Source organism: Chromohalobacter moromii, from assembly GCF_023091865.1.
In the GTDB taxonomy this organism is placed as follows: Bacteria; Pseudomonadota; Gammaproteobacteria; order Pseudomonadales; family Halomonadaceae; genus Chromohalobacter; species Chromohalobacter moromii.
Map to the genome: position 1 here is coordinate 413733 of NZ_JAHXDI010000001.1, position 21288 is coordinate 435020.

Annotated in this window: 20 protein-coding genes; 7 read left to right on the plus strand and 13 right to left on the minus strand. The window is 61.0% G+C overall.

Annotation, left to right across the window (positions count from 1 at the left end):
- Positions 1 to 2: 2 nt before the first annotated feature.
- The 6 genes from KZO83_RS01910 to KZO83_RS01935 form a co-directional block, all read right to left on the minus strand.
- A complete protein-coding gene (locus KZO83_RS01910; protein WP_178997728.1) occupies positions 3 to 272 on the minus strand; it encodes a K+/H+ antiporter subunit F in 270 nt (89 codons plus the stop codon).
- Positions 266 to 763, minus strand: coding sequence for a Na+/H+ antiporter subunit E (locus KZO83_RS01915; RefSeq protein WP_247619558.1), 498 nt, complete (start codon positions 761 to 763; stop codon positions 266 to 268). The genes KZO83_RS01910 and KZO83_RS01915 overlap by 7 nt, the downstream gene beginning before the upstream one ends.
- A complete protein-coding gene (locus KZO83_RS01920; RefSeq protein WP_247620163.1) occupies positions 760 to 2274 on the minus strand; it encodes a monovalent cation/H+ antiporter subunit D in 1515 nt (504 codons plus the stop codon). The genes KZO83_RS01915 and KZO83_RS01920 overlap by 4 nt, the downstream gene beginning before the upstream one ends.
- Positions 2271 to 2621, minus strand: coding sequence for a Na+/H+ antiporter subunit C (locus tag KZO83_RS01925; protein WP_178997732.1), 351 nt, complete (start codon positions 2619 to 2621; stop codon positions 2271 to 2273). The genes KZO83_RS01920 and KZO83_RS01925 overlap by 4 nt, the downstream gene beginning before the upstream one ends.
- Positions 2621 to 5419, minus strand: coding sequence for a monovalent cation/H+ antiporter subunit A (locus KZO83_RS01930; protein ID WP_247619559.1), 2799 nt, complete (start codon positions 5417 to 5419; stop codon positions 2621 to 2623). The genes KZO83_RS01925 and KZO83_RS01930 overlap by 1 nt, the downstream gene beginning before the upstream one ends.
- 91 nt (positions 5420 to 5510) lie before the next feature.
- A complete protein-coding gene (locus tag KZO83_RS01935) occupies positions 5511 to 5687 on the minus strand; it encodes a hypothetical protein (protein ID WP_178997736.1) in 177 nt (58 codons plus the stop codon).
- A gap of 306 nt (positions 5688 to 5993) precedes the next feature.
- Here KZO83_RS01935 and KZO83_RS01940 point away from each other — a divergent pair, with 306 nt between their 5' ends.
- Positions 5994 to 7295, plus strand: a complete 1302-nt coding sequence (locus tag KZO83_RS01940) for a lytic murein transglycosylase (RefSeq protein WP_247619560.1) — start codon at positions 5994 to 5996, stop codon at positions 7293 to 7295.
- Positions 7296 to 7304: 9 nt separating this feature from the next.
- Here KZO83_RS01940 and KZO83_RS16310 read toward each other — a convergent pair whose 3' ends face one another.
- The 3 genes from KZO83_RS16310 to KZO83_RS01965 form a co-directional block, all read right to left on the minus strand.
- Complete coding sequence (locus KZO83_RS16310; RefSeq protein ID WP_272493563.1) at positions 7305 to 8657, minus strand: methyl-accepting chemotaxis protein; 1353 nt, start codon at positions 8655 to 8657, stop codon at positions 7305 to 7307.
- A 212-nt stretch (positions 8658 to 8869) separates the two neighbouring features.
- On the minus strand, positions 8870 to 10192 hold the full coding sequence (locus tag KZO83_RS16315; protein ID WP_272493564.1) for a methyl-accepting chemotaxis protein: 1323 nt from the start codon (positions 10190 to 10192) through the stop codon (positions 8870 to 8872).
- Positions 10193 to 10375: 183 nt separating this feature from the next.
- Positions 10376 to 11086 carry a 16S rRNA (uracil(1498)-N(3))-methyltransferase gene (locus KZO83_RS01965; RefSeq protein WP_247619561.1) on the minus strand — a complete coding sequence of 237 codons (711 nt, stop codon included), beginning with the start codon at positions 11084 to 11086 and terminating at the stop codon, positions 10376 to 10378.
- Positions 11087 to 11203: 117 nt separating this feature from the next.
- Here KZO83_RS01965 and phaR point away from each other — a divergent pair, with 117 nt between their 5' ends.
- The 5 genes from phaR (at position 11204) to coq7 (ending at position 15210) form a co-directional block, all read left to right on the plus strand.
- On the plus strand, positions 11204 to 11662 hold the full coding sequence (phaR, locus tag KZO83_RS01970; RefSeq protein ID WP_247619562.1) for a polyhydroxyalkanoate synthesis repressor PhaR: 459 nt from the start codon (positions 11204 to 11206) through the stop codon (positions 11660 to 11662).
- A gap of 80 nt (positions 11663 to 11742) precedes the next feature.
- Positions 11743 to 13041: a phosphoribosylamine--glycine ligase gene (purD, locus tag KZO83_RS01975; RefSeq protein WP_247619563.1), complete on the plus strand. Its 1299-nt coding sequence runs from the start codon at positions 11743 to 11745 to the stop codon at positions 13039 to 13041.
- 138 nt (positions 13042 to 13179) lie between these two features.
- On the plus strand, positions 13180 to 14052 hold the full coding sequence (locus KZO83_RS01980; RefSeq protein WP_075370205.1) for a phosphoribulokinase: 873 nt from the start codon (positions 13180 to 13182) through the stop codon (positions 14050 to 14052).
- A 36-nt stretch (positions 14053 to 14088) separates the two neighbouring features.
- Entirely contained in the window at positions 14089 to 14430 is a 342-nt protein-coding gene (locus tag KZO83_RS01985; RefSeq protein ID WP_178997749.1) for a histidine triad nucleotide-binding protein, read from the plus strand.
- A gap of 138 nt (positions 14431 to 14568) precedes the next feature.
- On the plus strand, positions 14569 to 15210 hold the full coding sequence (gene coq7 / locus KZO83_RS01990) for a 2-polyprenyl-3-methyl-6-methoxy-1,4-benzoquinone monooxygenase (RefSeq protein ID WP_178997751.1): 642 nt from the start codon (positions 14569 to 14571) through the stop codon (positions 15208 to 15210).
- Between the two features lie 143 nt (positions 15211 to 15353).
- Here coq7 and speD read toward each other — a convergent pair whose 3' ends face one another.
- The 4 genes from speD to KZO83_RS02010 all read right to left on the minus strand — a co-directional run bounded on the left by speD (position 15354) and on the right by KZO83_RS02010 (position 18603).
- A complete protein-coding gene (gene speD / locus KZO83_RS01995) occupies positions 15354 to 16148 on the minus strand; it encodes an adenosylmethionine decarboxylase (RefSeq protein ID WP_178997753.1) in 795 nt (264 codons plus the stop codon).
- Between the two features lie 183 nt (positions 16149 to 16331).
- The gene (locus tag KZO83_RS02000; protein ID WP_247619564.1) at positions 16332 to 16751 is read right to left on the minus strand and encodes an OsmC family protein; all 420 of its coding nucleotides are present in this window, start codon (positions 16749 to 16751) and stop codon (positions 16332 to 16334) included.
- A 152-nt stretch (positions 16752 to 16903) separates the two neighbouring features.
- Positions 16904 to 17572, minus strand: a complete 669-nt coding sequence (gene murU / locus KZO83_RS02005; protein ID WP_247619565.1) for an N-acetylmuramate alpha-1-phosphate uridylyltransferase MurU — start codon at positions 17570 to 17572, stop codon at positions 16904 to 16906.
- Positions 17569 to 18603, minus strand: a complete 1035-nt coding sequence (locus KZO83_RS02010; protein WP_247619566.1) for an aminoglycoside phosphotransferase family protein — start codon at positions 18601 to 18603, stop codon at positions 17569 to 17571. The genes murU and KZO83_RS02010 overlap by 4 nt, the downstream gene beginning before the upstream one ends.
- 214 nt (positions 18604 to 18817) lie before the next feature.
- Between KZO83_RS02010 and KZO83_RS02015 the strand changes: the two genes are divergently transcribed.
- On the plus strand, positions 18818 to 21283 hold the full coding sequence (locus KZO83_RS02015) for an LPS-assembly protein LptD (protein WP_247619567.1): 2466 nt from the start codon (positions 18818 to 18820) through the stop codon (positions 21281 to 21283).
- Positions 21284 to 21288 lie beyond the last annotated feature (5 nt).

A 21288-nucleotide genomic window follows, 5' to 3' on the forward strand; every position in this document is an offset into this window, starting at 1 on the left:
CGCTATTCGATGATATCGCCGCGCAGCAAGTACTTGCATACCGCCACGGTACTCACGAAACCGAGCATGGCGATCAGTAGCGCCGCTTCGAAATAGGTGCGATGCCCTAGCCAGATACCGAACAGCACGATCAAGGCGATGGAGTTCACGTACATGGTATCCAGCGCCAGGATGCGGTCAGGTAAGCTGGGGCCGATTGCGACACGGTAGAGGTTGAGTACGATCGCGACCGATAGCAACGCCACGCTGACCTTGAGGGCAAAATCTAGCATTCGAAGATCTCCTTGAGCGGACGCTCGTAGCGCTCATGGATATGACGTTTCATGTCGCCGATATCATCCACATCCAAGACGTGGATCAACAGGGTTTTGCCATCCATGCGCAGGTGCGCCGAAACCGTCCCAGGTGTCAGGGTGATGGTGCTGGCCAGCATGGTGATCGCGAAATTCTCCTGCAGCGTGAGCGGGTACTCGACGAAGGCAGGACGTGCCCGTCCTCGCGGATCGAGTATGACCTTGGAGGCCTCCAGGTTGGCGACCACGATATCGAGCAGCACCCGAAAGAAGTAACGCACCATGAGCCAAGGTTTCTTGATCCTGGGTTGTGCTTCCCAGAAGGGCTTAGTAATCAGTGGGATGACGATGGCCAGAAATCCGCCGAGCAGCCAGTGACCCAAGGCAACGCCATTCATCAACAGCAGCCACACGATCAGTAGCAAGACCGACAACAGCGGCATCGGTAGCCACTTGCGAGGACGAATCATGTATCACCTCCAGTGTCGCCGCGGGCGATAATGGATTCTACATACGCATCACGGTCGAGCAATTGAGCGGCAGTCGCCTGGGTGAATGCCGTAATGGGGCCGGCGAAGGCCACCATTAGCGGCGCACAGCCGATCAGCATGAGCGTGCCGGTGACGCGCAGTGGGCCCAGCGTGATGCCGGTCTTCTCGCCCGATGCCCGCCAGAAGATGGTCGAGCCGGTACGCGATAGTGCTATCAAGGAAGCGAGCCCGCTACCTAGAAGAATCGGCCACAACCAATGCTGCTGTGCCGTCGTTGCGGCCTGAAGCAGCAGGGCCTTGCCGAAGGCACCGGAAAGCGGCGGCAAGCCGGCCATGGCGATGGTGCCGGCGAAGAACATCAGCCCCAGTGTAGCGGGCTGCGTCAGCGTACGAGACTGTACGATACGGGCCCCGGCCTTGCCGCGTTGCTGTGCAATGGCATCGACCAACAGAAACATGCCTCCACTGACCAGGGTGGTGTGGATCAAGTAATACAGCAGTGAGCCCAACGCGACTTCGCTGTGCATGCCGATACCCGCTAAAAGTGTGCCCACCGAGACCAGAATCAGATACGCCACCTGGGTGCGCATGTCGCGTGCGGATAACACGCCTACGGCACCGAGCGCGAGCGTGGCCAAGCCTAGCCACCATATCCACGGCTGGGCGAGATTGGCCAGGGGACCGGCCTGCTCACCGAAGATCAGCGTATACACACGGATGATCGAATAGATCCCGACCTTGGTCATGATCGCGAAAAGGGCTGCTATAGGCGCCGGCGCGGCGGCATAGGCCCGTGGCAACCAGAAGTATAGCGGCAACATGGCTGCCTTGAGCCCGAACACGATCAGCAGCAACAGAGCGCCAGCCTTTACCAGTCCCAGGTCGGCGGTATCCAGCGTGGTCACGACTGCTGACATGTCGGCCATGTTGAGCGTGCCCATGGTGCCGTAGAGGATGCCCAGCGCGATCAGAAACAGCATCGAGCCTAGCAAGTTGAGCGCCACGTAATGAAAGCCGGCGTGCGTGCGGGCCTTGCCGCCGCCGTGCATCAACAACGCATAAGAAGCGATGAGCAGTACTTCGAAGAAGACGAATAGGTTGAAGAGATCGCCGGTCAGAAAGGCGCCGTTGATGCCCATCAGTTGCAGCTGGAACAACCCGTGAAAGTTAGAGCCTTGCTCGTCGTCACCGGCACAGGCATAGAGCAAGCTGCCCAGCGCCAGTAGCGACGTAAGCAGCACCATCAGGGCGGATAGACGGTCGAGTACTAGAATGATGCCAAATGGCGGTTGCCAGTCGCCCAAAGCGTAATAGCGGATGGTATCGTCGGTGCTGTCGGCGACCAGCAAGATTCCTATCACTACCAGGGCGATCGTCGAGAGTACGTTAGCTGTGCGGCGTAAGGTAAGCGCGCCGCCACGATGGATCAGCAATGCCACTCCAGTGAGCAGCGGCAAAAGAACCGGCAGAATGATCAAATGCTGCATCAGGACTTGTCCTCCCGCGGCTCGTCGACGCGGTTGCCGTTGACGTGGTCGCTGCCCACGTCACCGCGTACGCGCATGGCGAGAATCACCGAGAAGGCGGTCATGGCAAAGCCGATGACGATGGCGGTAAGCACCAAGGCCTGCGGTAGCGGGTCGGCGTACTTACCGGCGCCATCGCTTATCACGGCCGCACCGTCGGTGGTAAGCCCGCCGGTTGAGAACAAGAACAGATTGACGGCATAGGACAACAACGTCAGGCCGACAACCACGGGAAAGGTTCGCCCGCGTAGCGCCAGATACAATCCGCTGGCGGCCAGGATCCCCGTGGTGGTCGCGAATAGCGCTTCCATCACGCTTTCTCCTTCTGCTTGGAGGGGCGGTGCGATGTGGTTACCTTGCCCAGGTTGGCAAGGATCATCAGCGTGGCACCGACCACGGTAAGATAGACACCGAGATCGAACAGCATGGCCGTCGCCAGCTCCACGTCACCGATCAGCGGGATGTGGAAGTGGCCGAAGGCCGAGGTCAAGAACGGATACCCGAAGACCCAACTGCCGACCCCGGTCAGCGCGGCAATGGCGACGCCAGCGACGGCAATCGGCTGATACTGGAACGACAAGCGTTGCTGGGCCCATTCGACCCCATGGGCGATGTACATCAAGATCAGCGCCACCGCCGTCACCAGCCCCGCGATGAAGCCACCGCCTGGAGCGTTATGGCCGCGCAGGAAAATGAAGACCGAGACCAGCAAGGCCATGGGCAATAGCGATTGGGAAACCGAGGCCAGAATCATAGGGTAGCGGTCCGGCGACCAGGGGCGTCCCTCGCTATCGCTGGAGGGCATGAACAGGCGCAAGCGATTGAGTAGCTTGTAGATGCCGATTCCCGCGATGCATAACACCGTGATCTCGCCCAGCGTATCGAAGCCACGGAAATCGACCAAAATGACATTGACCACATTATGCCCGCCGCCGCCGGGCACACTGTGCTCGAGGAAGTAGTCGGAAATCGAGTTCAAGGGGCGTGTCAGCAGGGCATAGTTAAGGCTCGCCACAACACCGCCGAAGCCCGCTGCCATCAGAACATCGCGCACGATGCGCGACGCACTCGACTCTTTGGGCGTCTTCTGTGGTAGGAAGAAGAGCGCCAACATCAAGAGGATGACCGTGACCACCTCGACTGCTAACTGGGTCAGTGCCAGGTCAGGCGCCGAGAAGCGCGCGAAAGCCAGCGATGCCATCAAGCCGACCACCGAGAGCATGATCAGCGAAATCAGGCGGCGGCGGTGCAGGAAAGCCGTCGCCAAACCGGCGAAACAGGTGATCGCGGCACCGACGATGAGTAAGGGATCGGCCTCCTGAATGGCCAACTCGCCTTTCAAGGTCTCGATTCCCATCAAACTCATGCCAGACACGACCAGGGCGCTGATGACGACCCACAGCATGTAGCGTTGCAACGAACCGTTTTCGAGGGTATCGATGCTCCATTGAGTGAAGCGCACTAGGCGTTGCACGGCGCCCTCGAAGATTGCCAGCGAGTCACGCGATGGGAATTGGCGGTGGAAGGTGAACAGATGCTGGCGTAGCACGTACACCATGAGGCCACCGACCAACGCGATTGCGCTCATCAGCAAGGGCAGATTGAAACCGTGCCAGATGCTGAGGTGAAGTTCGGGAGCGGGCATCGTCAAGGCGGCATTGGCGGCGGCCGTCAATAGCCCCGTGGCGATGAAGGCAGGGAAAAGCCCGACGATGATGCACACGATGGCGAGCACCAGGACGGGCAGACGCATGGGAAATGGTGCTTCGTGCGGGGTCTTCTCCAGCTCACGCGGCTTACCGTCGAAGAAAGTATTGCGCACGTAGCGTAGCGAGTACGCGGCAGCCAGGATGCTTCCGATGGTAGCCAGGGCGGGAATCAGCCATGCCAGGCCGCCGAGAAGCGGCGTCTCAAGCGTCTCGGCGAGCATCATCTCCTTGGAGAGAAAACCGTTGAGCAAGGGAAAACCGGCCATTGCGGCGGCGGTAATGGTAGCCAGCGCCGTGGTCATCGGCATGTAGCGCCATAGCCCTTTGAGCTTGCGAATGTCCCGCGTGCCGCATTCGTGGTCGATGATGCCGGCGGTCATGAATAGCGCCGCCTTGAAGGTCGCGTGGTTGAGAATATGGAAAATGCCGGCAACCACTGCCATCTGGCTGTTGAGGCCGAACAGCATGGTGATCAGCCCCAGGTGGCTGACCGTCGAATATGCCAGAATCGTTTTAAGATCGAGCTTGATCAGCGCGAAATAGGCGCCGAAAAGCATGGTCACCAACCCGGTCAAGCTGACGAGGTACAGCCACTCTTGCGATCCGGCCAGCGCCGGGTGCAGGCGAGCCAGCAGGAAGACCCCAGCCTTGACCATGGTGGCCGAGTGCAGAAAGGCCGATACCGGTGTCGGTGCCGCCATGGCTTGGGGAAGCCAGAACTGGAACGGAAACTGCGCCGACTTGGTGAACGCGCCGAGCAGAACCAATAGCAGTGCTGGCAGATAACGCGGATCTGCAAGTATGACATCGCGGCTATCGAGCACCGTCTGCATATCGAAGCTGCCCACGATCTGGCCGATCAGAATAAAGCCAGCAAGCAGTGCCAGCCCTCCCATGCCGGTGACGGCCAGCGCCATGCGAGCCCCTTTGCGTGCGGCTGACTGATGGCTCCAGAAGCCGATCAGCAAGAAGGACGATAGGCTGGTCAACTCCCAGAACATCCATAGCAGGATCAAGTTGTCGGCCATCACGATGCCCAGCATCGAGGTCATGAAGAGCATCAAATACGCATAGAAGCGCGGCATATTGTCCGCTTCGGCCAGGTAGTGGCGCGCATAGAGGATGATCAGCAGCCCGATCCCTAGGATCAGCAGCACGAACAATAGCGAGAGACCATCGAGGCGCAAGGCAAGATCCAGGCCTAGAGCTGGCACCCACGAGAAGGCCAGGCGTGGAACATCGCCGGCGAGTACGCCGGGCGTCTCGCGTAATGTGACCAACAGTGCGATGAGGGGCATCACGGCGGTCAATAGGGCGCATTGGTGGCGTCGCTGGTTCGAACCCAGCAGTGGCAACAGACTGCCGAGCAGCGGCAACAGCACGATCAGTAGCAATGACATGCAACTTGCTCTTGTCGTTTAACGTTTGGGGGTACCCGCGACCGTCCGGGCGGAGGTTCGGATACGAGTATGGACGGCGGTAGCGTGAACGTCAGTCGCGAACGACGGGTGGGTCCGTCAGATAAGGGCGTCTGATCCCTCGGGGTGCCAGCATCCAGGCAGGGGTGCGGTCGGTTGCATCGCCGGCTGGCATGAGTGACAGACGATGGGCACCGTAATGGCAGGGCATGCGCAGCGGCAGGCAGCCGGGCAGGGGGTGTCCTGTCATGGTGTCTCTCCTCCTTCGGAACGCTTTGGCGCGAAGCTGTGTACAGCGGCTTGTATTGCTTGGTGATTTATTGCGTCGGGCGCCAAAACGGGATGGTTGATCGAATGTACCATGTCCTTTCCTGGCCTCGCCATAGCCTGGATGGCGAAAGATGCAGCGGTGCATGTTTTTCAGGCCATGATGACTCTGGTGGCGACGTCGTCGCCTAGGTAGCATGATCGTGCCCGGCAGCTGGCCCTGTCGGCCTGTTTTGGCCGCGTCGCTCGGCGTTTGGCCTTCATCGTCGTCATTGACAAGGAACGATACATGAAACGACCCATTTGCAGCCTCGCATTGGGGCTTTGTCTGGCGGGATGCCAAGGCATGGCGACCAGCGATACTGCGGCTTCTTCGGCTCAGGTCGATAGTCTATCGGCGAAGGCGCCAAGTGCCGACACCGCTAAGACCTCGAACGATGAACAAGCGTCGTCGCGGGAATTCGCCGGGTTCGCCGCCTGGGTGGAAGACTACCGGAAGTATGCGGCGGCGGAAGGCATTGATGGCGCCACGCTGGCGGCGGCCTTCGACGATGTCCGCTTTCAGCCGCGAATCATCGAACTCGATCGTTCGCAACCGGAGTTCTCCCGACTGGTTTGGGCGTATCTGGACACGGCAGTCTCCGATCAGCGCGTCCGCCAGGGGCGTGCAAAACTCGATGATCAACGCGATGCCGCGATGCATGCGGAGAATCGCTATGCGGTGCCAGCCGAGATATTGACGGCGATTTGGGGGGTAGAAAGCAACTACGGCAGCCATTTCGGCAGCTTCTCGACCATCGATGCGCTGGCTACGCTTGGATTCGAGGGGCGGCGTCAGGACTTCGCCCGTCGCGAACTGCTCGCTGCCTTGAAGATTCTGCAAAGCGGCGATATCGACCGCGAGCATATGCGTGGCTCGTGGGCGGGTGCCATGGGGCATACGCAGTTTCTGCCGTCGAGCTTCCTCGCCTATGCCGTTGACGCTGACGGTGACGGTCGCCGTGATATCTGGGGCAGCGTGGACGATGTGATGGCCTCGACGGCCTATTATCTCGAGGAGGCCGGCTGGCAGGCAGGGCAGCCCTGGGGTGTGGAAGTCACTTTGCCCGAAGATTTTGATTATGCGCAAACCGAGCTGTCGGTGCGTCATTCCAGCGCTGCATGGCGGGCACAGGGCGTGGCCGCACGCGAGGGAGCCTTGCCGACGTTCGACGCGGCCTCGGTGATCGCCCCGGCGGGGGCGCGCGGGCCGGCCTTCCTGGTGGGCCCCAATTTCCGCGCCATCATGCGCTACAACGCATCGACCAGTTATGCCCTGGCGGTCGTGACGCTGGCCGAGCGCATCGCTGGCGGCGACGGTATTCAAGGCGCCTGGCCCCGTGAGGTCGACCCGTTGTCGCGTACCCAGATCAAGGAAATGCAGCGTCGCCTCAATGCCTTGGGCTTTTCCACCGGCGGCTCGCCGGATGGGATAGTGGGACCCAATACCCGCAAGGGACTGCGCGCTTATCAACGCAGTCAGGGCGCTACGCCGGATGGCTTTCCTACGCCTGCCTTGCTCGAGGCACTGCGCGACGCCTCGGCGCGGTAAGCGTGTCGCTCAGGCGGTCGCCGGTAGAGGTGTCGCGATCGCCTGCGGCGACGGATAGGCCGGCTCTGTTCCTCGGTCGTCGTCCAGCGTCGCGGAGAAACGCTCGATGGCAGCCACCACCTCATTGGCTCCCTGACGGATGCGTTGAATCGTCTCGCCGGCGTCCTCCGCACGCTGCACCCCGCCTTCCACACTGCTCAGGCAGTCGCGCATCCCGGCATCGGCATGTTGGGTCAGTTCACGCAGGGTGTCGATCGTCGACACGATGTCGCGGGTGGCGTGCGACGTGCGGGTCGATAGCTCGCGCACCTCGCGGGCGACCACCGCGAACCCGCGGCCATGTTCTCCCGCGCGTGCTGCTTCGATGGCGGCATTGAGCGCCAGTAGGTTGGTCTGCTCGGTGATTTGCTGGATATTCTCGATGACCGCATTGATGTCCTGCGAACGCCGTGTGAGTTCGTCGATGACGGTAGAGGTCTGGCGAATCCGAGCCTCGATATGGCGGATTTCCTCAACGGCCTCGCCGATGATGCGTGCGCCGTCGGTTGCGCTGACGTCAGTGTCGGTGGAAATGCGATAAGCCATGCGGGCACTGTTCGATTCCGCTTGATGGCGCTCGATGCGCTGGGTGATATCGGTGGCGAACTTGATGATCTTGTACAAGTTTCCGTCATGGTCGAAAACCGGGTTGTAGGTGGCCTCGAGCCACAGTGTCCGTCCCCGGCTATCGAGACGCTTGAACTCCCCAGCGATGAATTCACCGGCATTGAGGCGCGTCCAGAAGTCTCGGTATGCCTGGCTGTTGGCGTACTCGGCCGCGCAGAAAAGACGGTGATGCGCCCCCACGACCTCTTCGAGGCGATATCCCACGGTCCCCAGGAAGTTGGCGTTGGCCGTCAGGATATCGCCCGTAGGCGTGAATTCGATAATGGCCGTCGAGCGATCCAGGGCGTCGAGGCGGCTACGCATGTCGTTCTCGGCACGCACCTTGTCGGTGATGTCGCTAGCTGTCTTGACCACGCGCTTGACCTGTCCCGAGCGCCCGATGATCGGCGTATAAGAGGCTTCAAGCCAGACAGGTCGCCCCTCCTTGCCGATGCGCTTGTAGCGCCCGGTCATGTATTCGCCCTGCGCCAGTCGCCGCCAGAAGTCGCGATACGCGGCACTTTGTGCGTGAGCCGGTTCGCACAATAAGCGATGGTGTCGCCCTTGAAGCTCGTCGAGATGATACCCCGTTATCTTCAGGAAATTCTCGTTGGCATCGAGCACTGTCCCGTCTGGATGGAAGTGAATGATGGCGGTAGCGCGATCGAGTGCCTCGAGCATGGCGGCGTCGCGGCGATGCTGGCGGAAACGGACCATGGAGTCTCCATGTCTTGGGCGGTGAAAGATTCGCTATCAAGTGTTTCTTTTTGTTACTAAATGTATGGATGTGGTGCTAAAGCGAAACATTTATATGTACAAGAATTGTACATATATGGTGGATCATGTCCATTTTTTTGACGCGAGTCATCGCCGGTCCACCCCCTTGCGGTGGTGGACCGATACGTGAAGAAGAGGCAAGGAGGCGCGTGTCAGGCGGAAGCGGCGTGCGCTGTGGGGGAAGCTTGTTCGGTATCGAGGTGAGGCCGGGTAGAGGCGACATGAGCGATGGCACTGACGACGTCGTTGGCCCCGGCACGAATTTTATCGATGGCATGCCCGGCTTCCCCCGCCATGCGGACGCCGTTCTCCACACTGCCTAGGCAAGCCTGCATGCCACCGTTCACTTCCTGTGTGAGGTCACGCAGGCTGGCAATGGTGGTGGTGATATCGCGGGTGGCTTGCGAAGTACGTATCGACAGTTGGCGCACTTCATGGGAAACCACCGCGAAGCCACGGCCATGCTCACCGGCGCGAGCAGCCTCGATGGCGGCGTTGAGCGCCAGCAGGTTGGTCTGCTCGGCGATGTCATGAATGCTTTCGATCACCGCATTGATATCCGCGGAGCGCTGTTCGAGGGTTGCGAGCTGTTGCGACGTGGTCGCGACCTGATCGGCGATATGCCGAATCTCGGTGACGGTGTCGTTGATGATGCGCGAGCCGTCGTTGGCGGAGGTCTCCGTGTTCGATGAGATGCGGTAGGCCATGCGCGCGCTTTCGTCTTCTCGCGTCACGCGGTCGGTGATGTCGGTGGCGAATTTGACCACCTTGTAAAGCCGCCCCTCGGCATCGAAGACCGGGTTGTAGCTGGCTTCGAGCCACAGTGTTCGGCCCTGTCGATCGAGGCGCTGGAACTGCCCCGACATGAATTCACCGGCGTTCAGGTGGGTCCAGAAATCGCGATACTCCTGGCTGGCGGCGTAGTCTTGCGCGCAGAAGATCCGGTGATGGACCCCGCGGATGTCGTCGAGCGTGTAGCCCACCGTGTTCAGGAAATTGTCGTTGGCGGTCAGGATGTGCCCGTCCGGCGTGAACTCGATGATCGCCATGGCCCGGTCGATGGCATTGAGACGGCTGTTCATCTCCTGTTCGTCGCGCACTCGCGTGGTGATATCGGTCGCTGTCTTGACCACGCGGATCACCTTTCCGTGGCGGTCACAGATCGGATTGTACGAGGCTTCCAGCCAGAGAGGCTGACCATCGTGGGTCCGGCGCTTGAAGCGCCCGGCGATGAATTCGCCTTGCCGCAGTCGCTCCCAGAAGGCTGCATACTCGTGGCTCGCGGCCAGCTCGGGTGCGCAAAGGCGACGATGATGCTGGCCGATCAGGTCATCGGCACGATATCCGGTGGCATCGAGGAAGTTGGCATTGGCAGAGAGAATGCGGCCCTCGGGCGAGAACTCGATGACGGCCATGGCGCGGTGAATGGCGTCGAGCACGGCTTCATGATGGTGCGGCGAACGGAATAGGGCCATCTCCTGAGTACCTCTTATTATCCTTGGCGAAATCTTGTCGAGGGCTACTACTTAATATCGACAGTATCGACAGCGGATTGAGGTCCTCGCGAATCGCATGCGCGAATAAGCAAACTACGAGCACGTTAGCGCCTGAGCCATCGTCGCATAAAGAGGTGGCTCGGACGGGGCGTCGGATGAGGGTCAGAATAGGCGTGCGAGCAGTGCGGTCACGGCGGTTTCGACGCGCAGGATGCGCTCACCGAGATGTACGCCTTCGAAGCCGAGAGCCGTGAAACGCTCGACCTCGTAAGGCACGAAGCCGCCCTCGGGGCCGATCGCCAGTGTGATGGGCTCGTCGAGGCCGCGCGGGCAGGTCGTGGCCATGCCGGGATGCGCGATCAGCGCGCGACGCCCGCTCAGTTGTGCAGGCAGGCGATCCTCGATGAAGGGTTTGAAACGTGGCTCGAATGTCACGCATGGCAGATGCGTGTCGCGTGCCTGCTCGAGCCCGAGGATGAGATGATGGCGGATCTTCTCGGGGGCCAATTCCGGCGACTGCCAGTAGCTTTTTTCGACGCGCCGAGTATGCAGCAGGGTAAGTTGTTTCACCCCCAATGCGGTGACGTGCTCGAGCGTACGGGCTAGCATGCGAGGACGCGGCAGTGCCAGCAGCAGATGAACCGGCAATGGCGCGGGGGGATCGCGATCCAGAGTGACCGTGAAAATGGCGCCCGTGTCGTCCAATGATTGCAGCCTACCGCGCCCCAGCGCGCCGCCGACCAGTCCCACGCTCAGTTCGTCGCCGGGCACGGCGCGATGTATTTCGCGCAGGTGGCGTAGGCGTACGGGGTCGCGCAGATGCATGCGCTGGGCATCGAGGCGGTCGTTGTCGTCGAAGAGGATGAGGTTCATGGAAGCTCCGTGAATGGCGCGCGTAGTCTACTATCATGGCCCCATGCTGTCGTGGGTAGCTTGCGCTGCTCGAATGTCGGTGCACAATGCAATGAAAGCCTTAGTAAGGACTGCGCCGTGCGCGTGATACGCAAGTATGCCAATCGTCGTCTCTACGATACTCAGCAGAGTCACTATGTGACGCTGGAAGATTTGCGTTGCCTGGTGCTCGACGAGGTTCCGTTTCGCGTCGAGGATGCCAAGAGCGGTGAAGATCTGACCCGGCCCATCCTGTTGTCGATCATCACCGAGCAGGAGCAGCGCAACGACAATGATGCCGATGTCTTCTCCAATAACTTGCTCGAACAATTGATCCGCATTTACGCCATGGGTCAGTCTTTGCCGCTGGCCCGTTATCTCGAACAAGGCACGCAACTGATGCTCGAACAGCAGCGCCATATGCAGGATCAGTGGCAGCAGGCGATTCGTCACTCGCCAGTAGAGACGATGCAGGAGCTGGCCGAGGAAAATCTGCGTTTCTGGCAGCGCATGATGCGTCAGAACCGGGCGTCCGACGATGATATGCCGGAACGCTGACGCCTCGCTCTGTCGTGACGCACGCTTTCTGCCATAATGGCTCGATCTTTTTCGTCATAGCTCCATAAGGTCTTATCCAGATGAAGGTTTTGATCATCGGCGGCGGTGGCCGCGAGCACGCACTCGCCTGGAAGGCAGCCCAATCACCACAGGTCGATGCTGTCTTCGTGGCGCCGGGGAACGCCGGCACGGCGCGCGAGTCGAAGCTCACCAACGTGAATGTCGCTGCCACGGACCTTGCCGGTTTGGAGGCGTTCGCGAGAGACAACGGCGTGGATCTGACCATCGTCGGCCCCGAAGCCCCACTGGTCGAAGGCGTAGTCGATCGTTTCCGGGCCGCGGGACTGGCGATCTTCGGCCCGACACAGGCCGCTGCCCAGCTGGAGGGCTCCAAGGCCTTCGCCAAGGATTTCCTCGCCCGGCATGCGATCCCCACCGCTGCCTATGCCGCTTTCAGCGACGTCGAGCCGGCGCTGGCCTACGTGCGTGAGCAGGGAGCGCCGATCGTCATCAAGGCCGATGGCCTCGCCGCCGGCAAGGGGGTGATCGTGGCCATGACGCTGGAGGAAGCCGACGCGGCGGTGCGTGACATTCTCGCCGGCAATGCCTTCGGCGATGCCGGCGCGCGGGTAGTGATCGAGGAGTTCCTGGAAGGCGAGGAGGCCAGCTTCATCGTCATGGTGGACGGCGAACATGTGCTCCCCATGGCCACCAGCCAGGACCACAAGCGCGCCGGCGATGGCGATACTGGCCCCAACACCGGCGGCATGGGCGCCTATTCGCCGGCGCCTGTCGTTACTCCGGCGGTCGAGCAGCGCATCATGGATGAGGTCATTCTGCCCACCGTACGAGGCATGGCCGCCGAAGGGCGCCCCTATACCGGTTTCCTGTATGCAGGACTGATGATTTCGTCGCAAGGCGCTCCCAAGGTGATCGAGTACAACTGCCGTTTCGGGGACCCGGAAACCCAGCCCATCCTGCTGCGTTTGAAGTCGGATCTGGTATCGCTGTGCCTGGCTGCGACCCAAGGGCAGCTCGTGGCCCAGAATTGCGACTGGGACACTCGTGCGGCGGTGGGCGTGGTCATGGCGGCCGGTGGTTATCCCGACGCCTACCGTAAAGGCGATGTCATCGAAGGGTTGGACGGCGCCGAGGCTGTGGGTTGCAAGGTGTTCCACGCCGGCACCGCCTTGCGCGACGATGGTCGGGTCGTGACCAGCGGTGGCCGCGTACTATGTGTGACGGCCTTAGGGGCGCGTGTCACGGTGGCGCGCGAGCATGCCTATGAAGGCGTGGCCGCGATCGATTGGCCTGAGGCGTTGTACCGCCGTGACATCGCCCATCGCGCGGTGGCCCGGGAGCGCGATGCCGGCGCATGAGACGTTCGGCATGCCGCTCTACTAACGATAAGCGACGAGCAGGGTAACGCGACATGGAAGCTGTACGATCGAGCAGTGCCGAGCGCGCGGTCAGCATGCGCCGAGTGTCGAAGATTTTGCGAACCGGAGAAACGCGCCATGTCGCGTGAATATCCGATCATCGCGGTGACCGGCTCCTCTGGCGCCGGCACCACGACCGTCAAGCGGACATTCGAGCGTATGTTCGCGCGCGAGGACATTCACGCGGCGTTTGTCGACGGCGATGCCTTTCATCGCTACACGCGCGATGAGTTGGCGCGCATTTTCGAGGAAGAGCCTAGTCGCAAGTCTGAACTCTCGCATTTTGCGGTGGAAGCCAACCTGCTCGATCGCCTCGAGGGGCTGTTTCAGGAATATGGCGACCTGGGTATGGGCATGCATCGTCATTACATCCATGCTGAAGACAAGCAGCATATCGAGGCCGGGTATCAGGTGGGCACGTTCACCGAGTGGGAGCCAGTGCCTGGCGGCACCGACCTGCTATTCTACGAAGGCCTGCATGGTGGGCTGGTGACGCATGAATACGATATCGCCAAGCATGTCGATCTGCTGGTCGGCGTAGCGCCGACGATGAATCTCGAGTGGATCCAGAAGATTCACCGCGACACCAATCTGCGTGGCCATTCTCAGGAGTCGGTGATCGATACCATCCTGGGACGTATGCACGATTATGTGCGCTATATACAGCCGCAGTTCTCGCGTAGCCACATCAACTTTCAGCGTGTGCCGACGGTGGATACGTCCAACCCTTTCGAGGTGCAGGACATTCCCACCGATGCTGAGTCCATGGTGGTGATTCGCTTTCGCGACCCGCATTCGGTGGATTTTCCGTATCTACTGACCATGATTCGCGACTCCTTCATGACGCGCCCGCATACCCTGGTCGTGCCAGGCGCACGCATGTCGCTAGCCATGGATTTGATTCTGGCGCCATTGGTGACGCAGTTGTTGGATCAGCGCCGCTTCCGCTAGGCGGTTACCGACATCGATTTTCGGAGAGGAAAGCTCATGGATTGTCTGTTCTGCAAGATGGTCAACCGCGATATCGAGCCGGATATCGTCTACGAGGATGATCACGTATTGGCGTTTCACGACGTCAATCCCCAGGCGCCCACGCATATTCTGATCATCCCTAAGAAGCACATCGCCACGCTCAACGACATCGAAGAGGACGATCTGGCGTTGGTCGGACGGCTACAGCATACTGCTGCACGTCTGGCGCGGGAGCTGGGTTTTGCCGAGGACGGTTATCGCGTGGTGATGAATTGCAATGAACATGGCGGCCAGTCAGTCTATCATGTACATATGCATTTGATGGGCGGTCGTCGCTTCACTTGGCCAGCGGGCTGACCGTAACGCGTCAGTATCTTGCGCGTTTCTTCCCAGCGATGGACGCATCGATGCTGCCGGGCCCCTCGTTCCTCGAGTGGCCCGGTTTCACGATGGTCGCGCTTTTTATACTCCGCTTCGTTGCATGGAGACTCCTAAATGTCCCGCCAGCTTTCCCGCACCGATAACTTGATCCAGCAGTTCGATACCATCCTGCGCACGCTGGTGCCGCACGCCGCCAGTGCCTCGCGCGCCAACCCCGCCGTAGGCACGCAGGATGGCGAAATGACCGACGCCGAGCGTCGCCATGCTGCGGGGCTGATGCGCATCAACCATACCGGCGAAGTGTGCGCCCAGGCGCTCTACCAGGGTCAGGGGTCAACCGCCAAGCTGCATGAGACGCGTGATCAAATGGAACAAGCGGCGGCCGAGGAAATCGACCATCTTGCCTGGTGCGATGAACGTCTGCGCGAGCTCAATGACCGGACCAGCTATCTCAACCCGGCGTTCTACGCGGCGTCATTCGGCATGGGCGCACTCGCCGGGGTGTTGGGCGATAACATCAGCCTGGGCTTCGTTGCTGCTACCGAGGAGCAAGTGGGGCGTCACCTCGACGATCACATGCACAAATTGCCGCAGGGCGACAGGCGCTCGCGGGCGGTGCTCGAGCAGATGCGTACCGACGAAGCGCATCACGAACGTTGGGCGTTGGAGGCGGGCGGCTCGCGCTTCCCTGCTCCTCTCAAGCTGGGCATGCGGGTAATGTCGCAGGTGATGACCAGATCGGTGTATAAGCTGTAAGCGTATTACAGCTATAAGCGCGAAGCCGGGCGCTAGAAGAGGAATACCCAAAAGCGACCCCCACCTCGGCCTAGCCAAGGTGGGGGGCGCTTTTTCTTCTCGCTTCAAACTGACGGATCAAGGCGTCGCCGCGCAGCGGCAAATCAGTCGAGGTTGCGGGAATAGAAGATTTCCAACATCTCCTTGCGCAGCCGATCCTCGATGTCGCGGGCTTCCTCGAAGGTCAGGTCGCGACGGGTGCTGCCGAACAGATAGTTATCGAGTTCGAAGTCCTTCAGCAACATCTTGGTGTGGAACATGTTTTCCTGATAGACGTTGACGTCGACCATCTGATAGGCGCGCTTGGTATCTTCCGCCAGGTAGTCCTGGATGGACGTGATGTCGTGGTCGATGAACAGCTTGCGGCCGTCGACGTCGCGCGTGAAGCCGCGCACGCGATAATCCGTGGTCACGATGTCGGAATCGAAACTGTGGATGAGATAGTTCAGCGCCTTGAGCGGGCTGATCATGCCGCAGGTGGATACGTCGATGTCCAGGCGAAAGGTGCTGATGCCGTTGTCCGGGTGCGACTCCGGATAGGTATGCACCGTGACGTGACTCTTGTCGAGGTGTCCGAGTACGGTTTCGGGGAGCGGTCCCGGCCCCGGCTCGATATGCTCGGGGTCGTGCTCATCGAGCTCATGTTCGGCGATGAGGATGGTCACGCTGGCACCGTGCGGCTCGTAATCCTGGCGCGATATATTGAGCACGTGCGCACCGATGATGTTGGTGACGTCCTTGAGGATCTGCGTCAGGCGTTCGGCGTTGTAAAGCTCGTCGATGTAATCGATGTAAGCCTTGCGCTGCTCTTCCGTCTTGGCATAGCAGATATCATAGATATTGAAGCTCAGCGAGCTGGTCAGGTTGTTGAACCCGTGGAGACGGAGATTATCGGTCACGTCCGAGCCTCCCAGTTGGCAGGTTGGTACTGAACCCGACGAACAGGCGCCGGAACCCGAGCAGATGCGTATGCAGGAAGGCGCGTATTATGCACATCCACCGTGACCGGCGCATCTGTCGATTGCAATTTCTTGTATGCCGTCATGCGAGCCATGTCGTCAGGCACACGCCACACGGGCGCTTCACGCCTCGACGATTGCGTAGGAATGCGTCATCTCGACGCCGCCGCGCGCGAGCATGATCGACGCGCTGCAATACTTGTCGGCGGAAAGCTCCACCGCGCGCTTGACCTGGGCTTCCTTGACGCTATGGCCTGTCACCGTGAAATGCACATGAATCTTGGTGAATACCGAGGGCGTGCCTTCGGCGCGCTCGGCCTCGACGCTTGCCACGCAGTCGGTCACGGAGGCACGCGCCTTTTCGAGAATCTGCATGACGTCGAATGAGGTGCAGCCACCCAAGCCCATGAGCATCATTTCCATGGGGCGTGCACCGGTATTGCGACCACCGTGCTCGGGGTTGCCATCGAGGACCACGCTATGGCCACTGCCGGCCTCGGCGACGAACTGGCGGCCATCGGTCCACTTGATGCTGGCTTTCATGGGCTGGAATTCCTCATTTGTCTGCGTGTGCCACGCGCCTGGAGCGTGGCCTGAAAACGTTGCATGGTAACGGGATTGGTGTGTCTGTGTCGCCTCTCGCCGCGAGCGCCGCGATGGCTATTCACTCAATGTGGGGATGTCTGCGGCCGATCTCAAATGCCGCGCAGATGGGCGTCCAGTGCCTCGAGACGCTCAGGGGTGCCAACATCGACCCAGTCGCCGCGATGGTGTGTGCCACCCACGCGTTCTTCAACGATGGCTTCGCGCAGCAAGGGCGCCAGTTTGGCTGGGGCATCGTCCGGCAATCCGGCGACCAGCGCGGGGGCGAGTAGCGCCAGTCCCGCATAGGTCAGGCAGGAAGCACCATCGAGCCGCACGCGTCCCGTGTCGTCGAGAGCGAAGTCCCCTTTGGCATGGTGGCCGGGGTTGTCGACCAATACCAGATGGGCAAGGTCGTCCCTCAGTGCGGGCAGCGTCTCCAGTGCGACATCGCACCAGACGTCGCCATTGATGAGGAGAAAGGGCGCGTCGCCCAGCAAGGGCAGTGCGTGGCGAATGCCGCCTGCCGTCTCGAGGGGCGTCGCCTCGTGGCTGAAGGTGAGCGATACGCCGAAACGCCGGCCGTCGCCAAGAGCCTCGACGATCTGCTTGGCGCGGTAGCTGACGTTGATCACGATATCGGTGATGCCCGCCGCCGCCAGACGCTCCAGATGGTGCACGATCAATGGCTTGCCGGCGACCGGCAGCAGTGGCTTGGGGCAATGATCGGTGAGAGGGCGCATCCGCGTTCCCAGGCCAGCGGCGAGGATCATGGCCTTCATGAAATGCACTCCTGCAGGGAGTGGGTGACGCCCCGGCGATCGAGTTCGCGGCACAGCGCAGGCGTGAAGGTGGTGTCCACCCAGGTGAGGAATTCACCGTGCGCGGGGAGCGCCGCAAGTCCTTGCCGCAAATGCGCCAGGAAGTGCGGGAGGCGCTCCAGATAACGCGGCTTGGCGTCGCGCAACGCCAGGCGGCAGAAAATCCCCAGCACCTTGAGCGAGCGCTGCACGCCCATGGCCTCGACCTGACGCGTGAAGGTGGCGATGTCGCTGTCGGCGGGCAGCCGACCATCCGTCACCGCCCGCCGATGAAAGGTCTCGATGAAGGCGTCCATGCGTTCGCGCGACCACAGCCGGTAGCGTCCGCGCAACAGCGAGACGAGATCGTAGCTGAGAGGGCCGCGCACGGCGTCTTGGAAATCGATCAACCACAGCGTGTCGTCGCGCACCATCAGGTTCATGGCGTCGAAGTCGCGATGAACGGCGACCCGAGGCTGAGCGAGGGCGCTGTCGATGAGCGCCTCGCGCAGCGCTGGCCACTCGGGCGGCGCGGGAATCTCGAGCAGGCGCGACAGGCACCAGTCGGGAAACAGATCCAGCTCGCGTCCCAGCAGGTCGCGATCGTAGGCGGGTAACGCTGCACTCGGCGCTTGGCGCTGCATGTGTTCGAGCAGTTCCAGGGCACGCTCAAACCAGGTGTGGGCATCGGCATCGCTTCCCAAGTGAAGATGCATGACGTCGTCGCCCAGGTCTTCGAGTTCGACGAAACCGGCCTCGAGGTCGACGCCATACAGAGCAGGCACCGGTAGCTGGGCTGCGCGCCAAGCACGGGCGATGTCCACGAACGCTTGGCTGTTCTCGTGCTCGGGTGGGGCATCCATCAGTACGCGCTGGGTCCCATCAGGCAGACGGAAACGGTAGTAATGGCGGAAGCTGGCATCGCCGGCGACGTCTTCCAACGGACAGGCGTCGAAGGGCAGGGCGTGTTGCCGGGCGACCCAGCGTTGCAGGGTTTCCGAGCGCTCGTTCATGCAGGCTCCTCATGGGTTGCGTGTTGACGGGCCTGGTTCGCCGCCGCATGCTGGGCGTCGATTCCCTGGCGCGTCCTTCACTCGTCGCGCACCGCCGACGCTCATGGCGCCGCGTGGTACGTCTGCGTGTCGCACTTAGTGTGTCTTCGCGAGGCAGACGCACGCGACAGGGACTGTATAATACCGATTCCACTCGGCAAGGACACAGAGGACCATGGGCAAGCGACTCTTCTGGACTGCCCTCTCAGGCTTGATGACCGCCGCTGCCCACGCAGCGCCTCCCGCTCCCCTGCCTGCGCAGCAGTTGGACTGGCAGCCTTGGGGCGATAGCGCGCCGCAAGGTGCGCTGTGTAGCGGGCGCTATGTCGAGCCAGGCTATCAGCTGCCTGCCGGCGATACGCCTCGGCAGATCCGCACCGACTCGGCTGAAGCGGCCTATGGCGACGATGGCGGCACCATTTTGTCCGGCGAAGTGGCGCTGCGGCGTGGCGAGACGCAACTCGAGTCGCCACGTGTGCGCGTCAACGCCGAGCGCGATCGCGCCTTCGCCGAGGGCCCGACGGCGGTTCGCAATCCAGGGCTGCTGGTGCGCGGCGGCGATGCCAGCATGTCGCTGGATAGCGACGCCGCTCAAGTCGACGATGCACATTACGTCATCCACGATCAGCGCTTGCGTGGCGATGCCATCGAACTTCAGCGCCTGGCCGACGGCCGCTATCGCCTCGACGATGCCAGTTTTACCACCTGTGAGCCGGGTAATCGCCTATGGCGCATGGTGGGCAGCGACGTGACCCTGGATCGTGAAGAGGGCTTCGGTACTGCGACCAATGCACGCCTGGAAATGGGCGACGTGCCGGTGTTCTATTGGCCTTGGATACGTTTCCCCATCGACGACCGCCGGCAGAGCGGTTTTCTGTGGCCGACACTTGGCTTTTCGGGCGACGGGCTGGATTACACCCAGCCCTACTACCTCAACCTGGCGCCCAATTACGATGCCACCCTGTCACCGCGCTGGATGAGCGAGCACGGTACCATGCTGGGTGGTGAGTTCCGTTACTTGTTCGGGAGCGATCGGGGAACGGTCGAAGGCGCCTATCTGGCCAGCGATAGGGGCGGCGCAAGCGACAACCCTAACGATCCCGATGACGCTTTTGAGGACGAAGAGCGCTGGTATATCGATTATCAGCATGCGGGGCGTTTCACCCCGCAGTTGGATTATCAACTGGCGTATGGTGCAGCGAGCGACGGTCGTTACTTCGATGATTTCGGCCGCGATTTTGCCGAGCAAGATACCGATCACCTAGCACGTCTGGCACGTATGACGTATCGCGGCGATACTTGGCGCCTCGATGCTCGCGCCCAAGGGTATCAAAAGCTCGACTATCCGCTCGATGAGGACGACAAGCCCTTCTATCGGTTGCCCAGTCTGAGCGCGGATGCTCGCTGGAGCCAGGACAACGGTTTCTATCAGGAGTGGAACTCCAACGCGACCTACTTCTGGCGCAACCTCGATGGTGTCGATAGCCAAGGGCTGTGGACGGATGAGGAAACCGGCAATCGGCGCAGAATTCCGCTGCGCGAGGCCGCCAATGGCTCGCGCGTGCATCTGACGCCGGCGCTGGGGTGGCGCGCCGATCCCAGTTGGGGCTTTTTCGAACCGCGCGCGCAGCTCTGGCAATCGAGTTATCAGCTCGATTACGGCAATCGGCAAACCGACCGCGACGAGGATCCTTCCCTGGTGGCGCCGGTGCTGTCGATGGATTCAGGGCTGATCTTCGAGCGCGACACCACGCTGTTCGGCACCGATTGGCGCCAGACCCTGGAGCCGCGACTCTATTACGCTTACGTGCCGGAGCGTGACCAGAGCGACTTCCCCGACTTCGATACCAGCGAGCGTGCCGTCTCCTGGGGACAATTGTGGTCGCCTTACCGTTTCTCCGGTGCCGACCGCCTGGGTGATGTCAACAAGTTGTCTTATGGCGCTTCTACACGCTTTTTGGAAGACGCTACCGGGCGTGAGCGCTTGTCGCTATCGGTGGGGCAGAGCAGCTATTTCTCCGACCGCAACATCGACATGAACGGCGACCCCGATACTTTGCCGAACCGTGAGCGCAATTATCAGGACTGGTACAACGCTACGCGGGACCGCTCGCCGGTGATCACTGAGTTGGAGTGGCAGATGACCCAGCGCTGGCGTAGCCGCTATGCCTGGTTCTATGATCCCGACCGCAGCATGACCGAGAAAGCCTCGGCATACCTGCAGTACCAGGACCCCGCCGGCCACGTATTGAACCTTGGCTACAATTGGCAACTCGAAGGGTTCCAGCCACAGGACGATGCCGAAGATCGCCTAGGCTACAATCGCGAAGATTACGATGTGTCGTTCGCGTACAAAGCGACCTCGAGTATGGATTTGATCGGTCGTTTCTTGTATGACAACACCAACGATCGCGCCCTGGAACAGTTGGCAGGTATCCAGTTCAACGACTGTTGCTCCGCAGTACAACTCGTCTGGCGCGAGTGGGTCGAAGACAATGACACCGCCAATACCATCGATGACGACTATACGGATCGCGGACTGTTCCTGCGCTTCGTATTCAAGGGCTTGGGTGGCGTTGGCCAGGAAGCCGATAGTTACTTCGAGGAAGCCATTCCCGGTTATCGGGCGACTACCTTCTAAGTCAC

What these genes read in the sequence shown, in the direction of transcription:
- KZO83_RS01935 (WP_178997736.1), bottom strand. Translation starts at nt 5,687, where the DNA reads ATGACAGGACACCCCCTGCCCGGCTGCCTGCCGCTGCGCATGCCCTGC.
- purD (WP_247619563.1), top strand. Translation starts at nt 11,743, where the DNA reads ATGAAGGTTTTGATCATCGGCGGCGGTGGCCGCGAGCACGCACTCGCC.
- KZO83_RS02015 (WP_247619567.1), top strand. Translation starts at nt 18,818, where the DNA reads ATGGGCAAGCGACTCTTCTGGACTGCCCTCTCAGGCTTGATGACCGCC.
- KZO83_RS01985 (WP_178997749.1), top strand. Translation starts at nt 14,089, where the DNA reads ATGGATTGTCTGTTCTGCAAGATGGTCAACCGCGATATCGAGCCGGAT.
- KZO83_RS01940 (WP_247619560.1), top strand. Translation starts at nt 5,994, where the DNA reads ATGAAACGACCCATTTGCAGCCTCGCATTGGGGCTTTGTCTGGCGGGA.
- KZO83_RS01915 (WP_247619558.1), bottom strand. Translation starts at nt 763, where the DNA reads ATGATTCGTCCTCGCAAGTGGCTACCGATGCCGCTGTTGTCGGTCTTG.
- KZO83_RS01925 (WP_178997732.1), bottom strand. Translation starts at nt 2,621, where the DNA reads ATGGAAGCGCTATTCGCGACCACCACGGGGATCCTGGCCGCCAGCGGA.
- murU (WP_247619565.1), bottom strand. Translation starts at nt 17,572, where the DNA reads ATGAAGGCCATGATCCTCGCCGCTGGCCTGGGAACGCGGATGCGCCCT.
- KZO83_RS01910 (WP_178997728.1), bottom strand. Translation starts at nt 272, where the DNA reads ATGCTAGATTTTGCCCTCAAGGTCAGCGTGGCGTTGCTATCGGTCGCG.
- coq7 (WP_178997751.1), top strand. Translation starts at nt 14,569, where the DNA reads ATGTCCCGCCAGCTTTCCCGCACCGATAACTTGATCCAGCAGTTCGAT.
- KZO83_RS01930 (WP_247619559.1), bottom strand. Translation starts at nt 5,419, where the DNA reads ATGTCATTGCTACTGATCGTGCTGTTGCCGCTGCTCGGCAGTCTGTTG.
- KZO83_RS16310 (WP_272493563.1), bottom strand. Translation starts at nt 8,657, where the DNA reads ATGGTCCGTTTCCGCCAGCATCGCCGCGACGCCGCCATGCTCGAGGCA.
- KZO83_RS16315 (WP_272493564.1), bottom strand. Translation starts at nt 10,192, where the DNA reads ATGGCCCTATTCCGTTCGCCGCACCATCATGAAGCCGTGCTCGACGCC.
- KZO83_RS01965 (WP_247619561.1), bottom strand. Translation starts at nt 11,086, where the DNA reads ATGAACCTCATCCTCTTCGACGACAACGACCGCCTCGATGCCCAGCGC.
- KZO83_RS01980 (WP_075370205.1), top strand. Translation starts at nt 13,180, where the DNA reads ATGTCGCGTGAATATCCGATCATCGCGGTGACCGGCTCCTCTGGCGCC.
- KZO83_RS02000 (WP_247619564.1), bottom strand. Translation starts at nt 16,751, where the DNA reads ATGAAAGCCAGCATCAAGTGGACCGATGGCCGCCAGTTCGTCGCCGAG.
- KZO83_RS02010 (WP_247619566.1), bottom strand. Translation starts at nt 18,603, where the DNA reads ATGAACGAGCGCTCGGAAACCCTGCAACGCTGGGTCGCCCGGCAACAC.